7 protein-coding genes and 2 pseudogenes are annotated in these 7,281 nt (G+C 72.7%); 6 read left to right on the forward strand and 3 right to left on the reverse strand.

The features are described 5' to 3' along the window. Together AB0C29_RS25255 and AB0C29_RS25260 are read left to right on the forward strand one after the other, a co-directional pair. Positions 1-361: pseudogene (locus AB0C29_RS25255) on the forward strand (hypothetical protein); the annotation flags it as partial. 204 nt (positions 362-565) lie between these two features. Further along, entirely contained in the window at positions 566-697 is a 132-nt protein-coding gene (locus AB0C29_RS25260) for a hypothetical protein (protein WP_360824646.1), read from the forward strand. A gap of 5 nt (positions 698-702) precedes the next feature. On the opposite strand, the gene AB0C29_RS25265 is transcribed toward AB0C29_RS25260, so the two are convergent. From AB0C29_RS25265 to AB0C29_RS25275, 3 genes are read right to left on the reverse strand one after another with little or no spacing between them, the layout of a single operon-like run. After that, entirely contained in the window at positions 703-1,653 is a 951-nt protein-coding gene (locus AB0C29_RS25265; protein ID WP_360824649.1) for a VWA domain-containing protein, read from the reverse strand. After that, positions 1,650-2,663 (reverse strand): DUF58 domain-containing protein, encoded by a 1,014-nt coding sequence (locus tag AB0C29_RS25270; RefSeq protein ID WP_360824652.1) that lies wholly within the window; start codon positions 2,661-2,663, stop codon positions 1,650-1,652. The genes AB0C29_RS25265 and AB0C29_RS25270 overlap by 4 nt, the downstream gene beginning before the upstream one ends. A gap of 10 nt (positions 2,664-2,673) precedes the next feature. Beyond that, a complete protein-coding gene (locus tag AB0C29_RS25275; RefSeq protein WP_360824658.1) occupies positions 2,674-3,792 on the reverse strand; it encodes a MoxR family ATPase in 1,119 nt (372 codons plus the stop codon). 437 nt (positions 3,793-4,229) lie between these two features. Here AB0C29_RS25275 and AB0C29_RS25280 point away from each other — a divergent pair, with 437 nt between their 5' ends. From AB0C29_RS25280 to AB0C29_RS25295, 4 genes and pseudogenes are all read left to right on the forward strand, one after another. After that, on the forward strand, positions 4,230-4,460 hold the full coding sequence (locus AB0C29_RS25280; RefSeq protein ID WP_360824655.1) for a hypothetical protein: 231 nt from the start codon (positions 4,230-4,232) through the stop codon (positions 4,458-4,460). Positions 4,461-4,469: 9 nt separating this feature from the next. Further along, complete coding sequence (locus tag AB0C29_RS25285) at positions 4,470-4,991, forward strand: PH domain-containing protein (protein WP_360547676.1); 522 nt, start codon at positions 4,470-4,472, stop codon at positions 4,989-4,991. Between the two features lie 533 nt (positions 4,992-5,524). After that, positions 5,525-7,084, forward strand: a complete 1,560-nt coding sequence (locus tag AB0C29_RS25290) for a PH domain-containing protein (protein WP_360824661.1) — start codon at positions 5,525-5,527, stop codon at positions 7,082-7,084. 10 nt (positions 7,085-7,094) lie between these two features. Further along, positions 7,095-7,281: pseudogene (locus AB0C29_RS25295) on the forward strand (thioesterase); the annotation flags it as partial.

Genomic DNA, 7,281 nt, shown 5'->3' on the forward strand with positions numbered 1-7,281 from the left:
CCTGATGCTGCGCGGACCGCTGGCCCGCCTCCTGCGCCACGACCGGGTCCGCCGCCCGATCACCGCCCTCAACCGTGCCGCCGTCCCGGTCTACCTCGGCCACCAGAGCGTGCTGCTGGTCGTAGCCGGCGCCGCGGCCCTGCTCAGCCCCGCGATGCCCGGCCTCCTGACCGCCCCGGACAGCGCCGGCTGGGCCTGGCAACGCCTCGCCTGGCTGCCCCTGCTGGCCGGCATTCTCGCCGTCGCGACACGTGGGCGACACCACGGTGAGCCCGATTACCTTAAGCCCCGCTTAAGAGGTACGCTCTTCGACGGTTCCCGAGCCCGGACTACTAACGGAGGTGATCGCTGTGCGAGATAGCGATCCTCCCAGTCGTGGCCGGGCCGTTCGTCAGCCGCTCTGACCTCGACCGCCGCGCGCCTGCACCGGCGTGCGCCCCGAGCCTGACCCGCTGACGCAGCAATCCATCCCGCTCCAACCGCCCTGCGGCTCCGTCTGTTCTACCGGAGCCGGGTGGTGTCGTGCCGCGCCGCGACGGGAGCTGGATGCCGGCCGCGATGAGCCGTGTGCGCACTTTCCCCGTCGGTCACCCACCGGAAAGTCACAGCCATGGGCAAGTTCGTCGCTCCCCTGACCTTCACCATCGCCGCCGCCTGGGTGGTCGTCCTCTTCGTCCTCGTCCACAGCACGCCCTGAGCTCGTCAGGGCAGGCGTGACGTCCAGAGCAGACTCATCGCCCCGGCGAGGAGCCCGAGCAGCAGAGCCACCCCGGCGTACCACTGGGTGACCTCTCGGGGCTCGATCCGGTGGCCGATCGAGCTGCCCATGTCCTCGTACACCTGCTTGAGCTCAGAGACCGACGCCGCCTCGTAGAAGTAGCCCTTGGTCTTGTCGGCCAGCTGCTGCAACGACAGCCGGTCCACCGGCACCCGCTGCAGCTGGCCGCGGATGTCGACCACCCCGGTGTCCGTACCGAAGGCGATCGTCGAGACCGGCACGTTGGCCGCCTCGGCCGCCGCCGCCGCGTCCTCGACCGAGCGGCCCGACGTCCGGTAGCCGTCCGAGAGCAGGACGATGCGGGCCGGCGGCGCGCCGTTGGCCCCGTCCGCCGGGACCGTACGGATCGCGTCCAGTGAGGTGAAGACCGCCTCGCCGGTCGCCGTCGCCTCGGCCAGGGTCAGCCCGTCGATGCCGGCGAGCACCGCGGCCCGGTCCTTGGTCGGCGACACCAGCACGTTCGCCGCCTTCGCGAACGAGACCAGGCCCAGGTTGTACGTCGGCGGCAGCTCCTGCACGAACGCCTTGGCCGCCTCCTGAGCCGCCTCGATCCGGTTCGGCTGGACGTCGTCGGCCTCCATCGACAGTGACACGTCGATGGCCAGCATCACGGTCGCCCGTTCCAGCGGCTCCTCGCGGTCGATCGACGGCCGGGCCATCGCGAACGCCAGCGACAGCAGGCTCAGCAAAAAGGCGCCGGCGGCCACGTGCCGGCGCCAGCCCAGGCCCTTGGGCGCCAGGGTGCGCAGCAGCTCCACGTTCGTGAACTTCATCGCGTACGTGCGGCGGCGGAACTGCCGCAGGACGTACGCGCCCGCCACGAGCATGACGGACAGGACGGCGAGCAGCCACCACGGCTGCAGGAAACGGATCATCGCGTTGTCCCCCGGGTGCGTGCGTGTCGTTGGGCGGCCACAAAACGGACGACGTCGAGCAGCCAGTCAGTGTCGGTGCGCAACCTCAAGTGTGCGGCACCGGCGGCCCGAAGTGCCCGGGCAATCTCGCCGCGCTGGTTGCCGGCCGCCTCGGCGTACCGGGCGCGCAGCGCCGGATCGGCCGTCTGCACCTCGTGCAGCACGCCGGTCTCGGGGTCGGCCAGGGTCAGCACGCCGACGTCGGGCAGCTCCAGCTCGCGCGGGTCGACAACCTCGATGGCCAGCACGTCGTGCCGGACCCCGAGCTTGCGGATCGGCCGGGACCAGCCGTCCACCGGCGCCAGGAAGTCGGAGATGACCACGGCGACACCCCGCCGGCGCGGTGGCCGGTTCAGCATGTCGATCAGCTCACCCAGGTCGGTGCGTCCGGGCCGGATCTGGGTACGGGCGATCGCGCGCAGCAGTCCCTGCGCCTCCTTGCGGCCCGGCCGGGCGGGCATCCGCACCATCGGCTGGGTCTGCGGTGCCGGGGCGCTGGGCTCCCGTCGCTTGCGCCAGCTGAAGCCGCTGGGCTGCCGGGCGGGCAGGCCCGAGCCGGTGCCCACTACCGCGCCGATCCGGTTGCCGCCGCGTACGGTCAGGTGCGCCATCGCCGTGGCCGCCGCGAGCACCAGGTCGCGTTTGAGCATGGTCGCCGTGCCGAAGTCGAGGCTGGCCGACAGGTCGACGGCCATCCACGTCTCCAGTTCACGATCGGCGACCGTACGCCGTACGTGCGGAAGCGTGGTCCGGGCCGTGACCGGCCAGTCCATCCGGCGCACGTCGTCGCCGGGCCGGTATTCCCGGCTCTCCCCCGCCTCGCTGCCCGGACCCGGCAGCAGCCCCGCGTAGTCGCCCTGCAGCAGACCGTCCAGCTTGCGGGTGACCAGCAGTTGCAGGCGCGACAGCACGGCCTCGGCGCGGGCCGTGCTCGCGTCCTTCACCACGGGCGGCAGGTCGGCGGTCGTCACGAGCTGACCGTCACTGCTGTCCCGGCCAGGCCGGCTGGTGCGGCATCGAGTCGAACGCCGGGGCGCCGCTGGCCGGGGCCGGCACCGCCGACACCGGATGGCCGTTGGGGTGGGCGCCGGGGTGCCCGTTGGGCGAGGTGCCCTGCCGGGAGGCGACCGACGGCATCGGCACGCTGGCCATGATCCGGGCGACGATGTGGTCGGCCGGGATGTCGTCGGCGAGCGCGTCGTAGCTGAGCACCAGCCGGTGCCGCAGGATGTCCGGGGCGATGTCCTGCACGTCCTGCGGCAGCGCGTAGTCACGGCCGCGGAGCAGGGCGAGGGCCCGGGTGGCGCGGACGATGCCGAGCGAGGCGCGCGGGCTGGCGCCGTACTGGATCAGCTGGGCGACGTCGGGCATGCCGTGCTGGGCCGGCGCGCGGGTGGCCAGCACCAGCCGGACCGTGTAGTCGACCAGCGCGTTGTGCACGAACACCTGGTCCGCGCGGCGCTGCAGGGCCAGCAGGTCCTCGGACGAGAAGATGGTCTTGGGCTCCGGCGGGCTGACGCCCATCCGGTAGACGATCTCGCGCTCCTCCACGTCGGTGGGGTAGCCGACCAGGATCTTCATCAGGAAGCGGTCGCGCTGCGCCTCGGGCAGCGGATACACGCCCTCCTGCTCAATCGGGTTCTGGGTCGCCATGACCAGGAACGGGTCCGGCACCGAGTGCGTCTCGCCGCCGATCGACACCTGGTGCTCGGCCATGACCTCGAGCAGCGCGGACTGCACCTTGGCGGGCGCCCGGTTGATCTCGTCGGCGAGCAGGAAGTTGACGAAGACCGGGCCGAGCTCGACGTCGAACTTCTCGCTCGACTGCCGGTAGATCCGGGTGCCGACGATGTCGGCCGGGACCAGGTCGGGGGTGAACTGGATGCGCGAGAAGGAACCGCCGACGACGCGGGCCAGGGTCTCGACCGCCAGCGTCTTGGCCACGCCGGGCACGCCTTCGAGCAGGCAGTGCCCGCGGGCCAGCAGCGCGACGAACATCCGCTCGACCATCCGGTCCTGGCCGACGATGACCCGCTTGACCTCGAACATGGCCCGTTCCAGCTGGGTGGCGTCCTGAGCGGGCGTCACCGGCCGGCCCATCTCCGGTCGGCCCTGCTCCGGCCGCGCCTGTGCCTGTGCCTGTGCCGGCCAGCCCTGCTCGACCCGGCCCTGCTCCGGCCGGCTCATCTCCGGCCGGGTCTGGTCGGCGCTGCCCGGATCGGCGCTGCTCGTGCCCTCGGGCATGGTCGGCTCGGCCACCGGTCCTCCATCGAGATTCTGCGGTTCTCAGGTCGCGCCGGCACGGGTGCCGACGCTCAAGACTTACACGACCACGCTGGGAGCCGTCGGGCAGAGGCGGATTACGCGCCCGCCGCGCGGGCGAGGATGTCGATCTTTCTGCGCGATGCGCTCGAACGGGCACCTCCGGCGGGTAGACGCGGGACCCGCGTGAGCGTGTAACATTCAGCCCGTCGCCGGGCGACTTCCCCCGTGGTCGCCCGGCGCTCTAATCCCTCCCACCGGATAGTCTTCATCCCATGGTTGAGGGGCTCGAGGAGCTTTCGCCGCAGTGCTCGCGCAAGGGCTGTCGTGCGCCCGGCGCTTGGTCGCTGCTGTGGAACAACCCCAAGCTGCACGAGCCGGCGTACCGCAAGACCTGGCTGGCCTGCGACGACCACCGTGAATACCTCACCGATTTCCTGACCGCGCGGGCATTCCTGCGCGAGGTCACCCCGTTCCGGGCGCCGCAGCGCGACAGCTCCGCTTAGGCTTTCAGCGTGACCGAGCCCAGCGCCCCGGCGCCCGCCCCGACCGACCCGCTCGAGCCGTGGCCCGACACGGTCGAATGGCGACCGGTCTCCCGCAGCCTGATCACTGTGGAGCTGATCAACAGGGCGGTCTGGGTGGTCATCGTCCTGGCCGGCCTGACGGTCGGCGCGGTCCTGACGGACCACTGGATCTGGCGCGCGGCCATGGCGGCGGTCGTGGCCATGGCGATCTGGCGCTCCCTGGTGACGGTCCGGGCCGTCAAAGCCTGGGGGTACGCGGAACGCGACAACGACCTCCTGGTCCGCCACGGCCTGGTGATCCGCCGGCTGTCGATCGTCCCGTACGCCCGCATGCAGTTCGTCGACGTGACCGCCGGACCGCTGGAACGCGCGTTCAAGCTGGCCACCGTCCAGCTGCACACCGCGTCGGCAGCCAGCGACGCCAAGATCCCCGGCCTCCCCCCGGAGGAAGCGTCCCGCCTGCGCGACAGGCTGACGGCGCTGGGCGAGGACCGGGCCGAAGGCCTGTGACCGCCGCCTACTCCCGCCCCCAGCCGGACCCCGGACCCGGCGGCGACCCCGCCGCAACCACCGGGCCGTCCAATGCCGCCGGGCCATCCAATGCCGCCGGGCCATCCAATGCCGCCGGGACGTCCGATGCCGCCGACAACGGGGTGCACCCCGCCGACCGATCGCCGCTCACCGCCGAGCCGCCGGCCGCCGCACCGCCGCCCGCCACCGCTGGGATGCGCCCTGCGGACCATTCACCGCTCACCGCCGCGGCTCAGCCTCCCGCCGCCGGACCGTCCTCAGTTGGTCAACCCGGCGCTCAGGGACCGCTGAATGCCGGCGGCCCACCCGTGGCCTCATCTCCGCCTGAAACCGCCGGGCCGTCGGATCCCGCCGCCGAGCGTTCCCAAGTCGCCAGGTCGGCGGGCGAAGCCGGCCCGCTGCTCTCGGCGGCCGAGCCGGGCGGACCGTCCAGCCAAGCCACCCACCTGCCGCCCGCCCCGCAGCCGGGCGGGCCGCCCACCGAGGCCGGGCCATCAGCGCCCGCGGACGCGGTGGTCGCCGAGCCGCGCCGGCGGTTGCACCCGCTCAGCCCGCTGCTCAGCGGGGCCAAGTCCATCGCCGTCATCGTCGCTGCCCTGAGCTGGCAGACGTTGTCGCAGGTCGGGATCGAGCGCTTCGCCCTCGTGGTGGCCGTCGTCGCGGTCGGCGTTGTCATCTTCGCCGTGATCGGCTGGCTGAACACCGGCTATCACGTCGTCGGGCGGGAGCTGCGGATCCAGGACGGACTGCTCTGGCGGCGCAACCGGGCCATTCCGCTCGACCGGTTGCAGGCCGTCGAGATGCGGCGGCCTTTGCTGGCCCAGCTCACCGGCCTGGCCGAGCTGCGGCTGGAAGTGGTCGGCGGCGGCAAGACCGAGGCTCCGCTGGCGTACCTGAGTGTCCGCGAGGCCGCTGCGCTCCGGCAACGGTTGCTTGCGCTCGCCGGCCGTACCCCCGGGGTTGTTGCTCCGGGCGCCGCGGAGCCGGCGGTGGCCGCAGCCGAGCGGCCACTCTTCCGGGTCAGCAATCGTGACCTGCTGATCAGCCAGCTGCTCACCCCGCAGGCCTTCCTACTGCCGGTCGGTGTCGCCTTTGTGGTGATGCAGTTCGTGCTCGAAGGGTCCTGGACCTTCGTCGGCATCGCCAGCACGGTGACCGCGATGGCCGGTGTGCTGCTGCAGCCGGTCCGGCGGGTGCTGCAGGACTGGGACTTCCGGCTGGCCCGCGACCCCGACGGGCGGCTCGCGGTGCGCTACGGGCTGCTGGAGACCCGCAGCCAGATCGTGCCGCTCAACCGCGTGCAGTCCATCGGGGTGACCTGGCCGCTGCTCTGGCGGGCCAAGGACTGGCTGCACATGCGCCTGGACATCGCCGGGTACGCCGGTCCGCAGTCGAACGACGACAAGCGCTCGGACCGCCTGCTGCCGGTGGGCGTGTTCGCGGCCGGCCGGCAGCTGGTGTGGGAGGTGCTTCCGGGCGTCGACCTGGCCGCACTCGCCACCCTGCCGCCGCCGGACCGGGCTCGCTGGCTGCACCCGTTCGCGCTGCGGTCGTTCGGCACGGGGCTGACGCCGGAGGTCTTCGTCGCGCGGTCCGGGCTGCTCACCAAGGAGCTGACCATGGTTCCGTACGCGCGGCTGCAGAGCGTACGGGTCGTGCAGGGGCCGGTGCAGCGGATGTTGCGCCTGGCCACCGTGTACGCCGACACCGCGGGCGGCCGGTCCGGGGTGGCGCAGGACCGGGACGTCGACGAGGCGTGGTGGATCGCCGAGCAGCTGTCGATCCGTGCCCGCCACGCCCGGGCCGCGACCGCACAGGTCACCGGGCAGCAGCAGCCGATGCTGGCCCCGGCTGTCCCGGGCCCGTCCCTCGCCGGTCAGCCCATGACCGGCCCGGACGAGCAGACGGTCCAGCCCAACGCCGCCGAGCAGACGGTCCGGCCCGACGCCGCCGAGCAGAGGCTCCAGCCCGGTACCACCGATCAGCGTCCGGCGCCCCCGGACAGCGCGGTGCCTGTGGATGACGCGGTGCCTGTGGATGACGCTTACTGGCGCCGACCGCCGCAGCCCTAAGCTGTGTCGCATGGAGCTACCGGAGTTCTCCCCCGGGCTCAGCGCCCGGGTGGAGCTGACCGTCACCGACGCGGACACCGCCCAGGCGCTCGGCTCGGGTGACGTGCCCGTGCTCGGCACGCCCAGGGTGCTCGCGCTGGCCGAGGCCGCCACGGTCGCCGCGACCGCGCGGCAGATGCCCGGCGGCGTCACCACGG

This window comes from Actinoplanes sp. NPDC048791, assembly GCF_040650095.1.
GTDB lineage: Bacteria > Actinomycetota > Actinomycetes > Mycobacteriales > Micromonosporaceae > Actinoplanes.